At 65.4% G+C, this 2,811-nt stretch carries 4 protein-coding genes; 2 read left to right on the top strand and 2 right to left on the bottom strand.

Translation table 11 applies throughout. The annotated features are described in order from the left end of the window. Window positions 1–125: 125 nt before the first annotated feature. On the bottom strand, window positions 126–1,130 hold the full coding sequence (locus KZA10_RS11435; protein WP_256934758.1) for an extracellular solute-binding protein: 1,005 nt from the start codon (window positions 1,128–1,130) through the stop codon (window positions 126–128). Window positions 1,131–1,314: 184 nt separating this feature from the next. Here KZA10_RS11435 and KZA10_RS11430 point away from each other — a divergent pair, with 184 nt between their 5' ends. Both KZA10_RS11430 and KZA10_RS11425 read left to right on the top strand, forming a co-directional pair. Further along, window positions 1,315–1,746, top strand: a complete 432-nt coding sequence (locus KZA10_RS11430) for a hypothetical protein (RefSeq protein ID WP_218682942.1) — start codon at window positions 1,315–1,317, stop codon at window positions 1,744–1,746. Window positions 1,747–1,759: 13 nt separating this feature from the next. Further along, complete coding sequence (locus KZA10_RS11425; RefSeq protein ID WP_017829222.1) at window positions 1,760–2,248, top strand: YajQ family cyclic di-GMP-binding protein; 489 nt, start codon at window positions 1,760–1,762, stop codon at window positions 2,246–2,248. 23 nt (window positions 2,249–2,271) lie between these two features. Here KZA10_RS11425 and KZA10_RS11420 read toward each other — a convergent pair whose 3' ends face one another. Further along, window positions 2,272–2,682, bottom strand: a complete 411-nt coding sequence (locus tag KZA10_RS11420; protein WP_308289655.1) for a tyrosine-type recombinase/integrase — start codon at window positions 2,680–2,682, stop codon at window positions 2,272–2,274. Between the last annotated feature and the right edge of the window lie 129 nt (window positions 2,683–2,811).

The following is a 2,811-nucleotide window of genomic DNA, read 5'->3' as shown; positions in this document are numbered from 1 at the left end:
CGCTGTCACACAGGAATGAGGCCCGCCTCTCCCAGGAAACTGGGGGAGGCGGGCCTTTCTGCGTCGGGGCGGCAACACGATAACGACCCCGCGCCGTCCCTCCGGCGCGATGGCATCGCGACGCACTACAGGGCGGGGAGGATGTTGCCGGCCTTGAACAGGTCGAGCTGCACATCTTCGGTGCCGATGTAGTTGACGAGGAAGTCGTTCGCGGCGACCTTGTTCTTCGACTCCGAGCTCACGAAGAAGCCCTTCACGCCGGCGAACGGCGAAGCGGTCTCACCGGTCGGGCTCGGGATCGGGTCGATCGCGACGTTGATGCCCGCGTCGGTTGCCGCGCCCACGTTCCACGGACCGGTGAGCCAGAAGGCCGCGGTGCCGTCGAGGAACTGCTGCTTGGCGATCTCGCCGTCGACGTCGGTGTTCAGAACACCCGCAGCGCCCTGTGCGCCCAGCCAGTCCGCGAACGCGAAGCCGCCCTCGCTGCCGAGCTGGAGGTCGGTGGAGTCGTAGCTGCCCGTGTCGTCAGTGCCGAACACCGGGGCGCCGAACGCCGTCTGGAACGGGTAGAGGTGGTACGGGTTGCCCTCGGTACCCTGCTCGACGACGAAGGTGCCCTTCGAGAGCATGTCGTCGAAGCTGGTCGCGGCGGCCGGAACCAGGTCGGCGTTGCGCAGCACCGCGATGTTCTCGACGGCGTACGGGAGCATGTAGACGGTGCCGTCATACGTGGCGGCCTGGAGCGCGACCGGGAGGTAGTCCTCGGAGCTGTCGCCGAGCTCGATGGGTGCGACGACGCCGTTCGTGGAGAACTCGCCCAGCCAGTCGTGCGCGCCCATGACGATGTCGGGGCCCTTGCCGGTCGGAACCTGCTGGATGAAGTCGTCCTTCATGTCGTCGACCGACTTGCCCGTGAGCTCGACCTTGACGCCGGTCTTCTCCTGGTAGGCGTCTGCAGCGCCCTGCAGTGCGTCGACGCGCTCGGCGTCGACCCACACGACCAGCTTCCCGCCGTCGTCGGAGCCGGAGGTGTCGTCGCTGCTGGTCCCCGTGGAGCAGCCAGCAAGCGTCAGAGTCGAAACGATGGCGATCGCGCCCGCGGCGACGATGCCCCTCTTGTTCACCTTCATTGGTGTGTGCCTCTCTCAGTGCTGATCACCTGCAAGGACTGCAAGCGCTTACAGTATGCATCGAAATCAGCGGCGTTTGCAATGAGAGAAGGCGTTGATATCAACCCGTGATAGAGAACGGAGCGCTGCTGGGATGTGAAAACGCTTCCATGAGACGGGGAAGCGAGACCCGTAGACTGCCGGAATGACTCACGGTTCGCACCGCATCGCCCGGATGACGACAGGTCTCGTGCTGGCGCTGTCGGCGGCCGCACTGAGCGGGTGCACCGCGTTCACCACGGACTACGCGGTGCTGGAGCGCGATGTCGAACCCGCGGACGCGTTGCCGGACGCGTTCATCGAGCAGGTCTCCGGCGACGGCGCCGAGCTCTCGTCTGCGCGGTTCGTCGGCGAGCATTCCGGCACCTCGCTGTGGGTGCTGCGCGGGGTCGACCAGGGAACGGTCTGCGTGCTCGCCTACCGGGACGAGACCGCGGGAACCATGGCGTGTGGCGGCGAACGCGGCCCCGTGGAGATGAGCGGCCCGGCCGGTCACTTCGTGCTGGTCCCCGACGACCACCCCACGCCGGACGGAGCCACCCGGATCTCCGACAACGTGTACGCCCTGAGCCCCTGAGTAGGATGAAACCATGGCTGACAGCTCATTTGACATCGTCTCGAAGGTCGACCACCAGGAGGCGGAGAACGCCCTGAACCAGGCCCGCAAGGAGATCGAGCAGCGCTACGACTTCAAGGGCACGGGTGCGTCGATCGCCTGGAGCGGCGAGAGCATCCTGATCATCGCGAACACCGAGGAGCGGGCCAAGGCCGTGCTCGACGTGTTCCAGTCCAAGCTCATCAAGCGTGGCATCTCGCTGAAGAGCCTCGAGTCGGGCGACCCGTTCGCCAGCGGCAAGGAGTTCCGCATCGTCTCGACGCTCAAGGACGGCATCTCCTCGGAGAACGCGAAGAAGATCAACAAGATCATCCGCGACGAGGGCCCCAAGGGCGTGAAGAGCCAGATCCAGGGCGACGAGCTGCGCGTGCAGTCCAAGAGCCGCGACGACCTGCAGTCGGTCATCGCGCTGCTCAAGGGCGCCGACCTCGACCTGGACCTGCAGTTCATCAACTACCGGTAAGCACCCCTTCTGAACAGGGGTTTTTAGATCGGAGTCCGCACAGGGTCCGCACTAGCTAGAACCTCACCCATGAATGTGGCCGTCGCCGCCCGCGTCTTGTCCTCCGCTGACGCCCACAGGTGGCTGTAGACGTTGAGCGTGATGGACGGCTGAGAGTGTCCCAACGCCCGCTGTACCGTCACCACGTCACAGCCGGACGCGATCAGGTTGGACGCGAACGTGTGGCGGAACGTGTGCGGGGTGACCTCATCATCGAAGCCGACCGCTGACCGGATCCGCCGCCATTCCTCCCCCGCGCTATTGCGGTTGTACAGGTGCCCCATGACCGAACGGAACACGAACGTGTCAGGGGTCCACTCCCGCACACCTCGCAGCATGTCGATCAGCTCGGCAGGCACGAACACCTCACGCTCTGAACCGGCCTTGGGCGGCACTAGGGACTGCTGCACGAATAGGTGACAGGTTGTAGTCACGCCGCCAGTGCGGCGGTCGTGTTCATGATGGTCTCGAACTCGATGGGCGTCAAACGGCCCAGGCGGAGTTGGCGCCTCCGGCGGTGGTAG

The sequence above is a fragment of the Microbacterium sp. BF1 genome (assembly GCF_019279095.1).
GTDB lineage: Bacteria > Actinomycetota > Actinomycetes > Actinomycetales > Microbacteriaceae > Microbacterium > Microbacterium maritypicum.
This window is presented reverse-complemented; position numbering and strand designations above follow the sequence as displayed.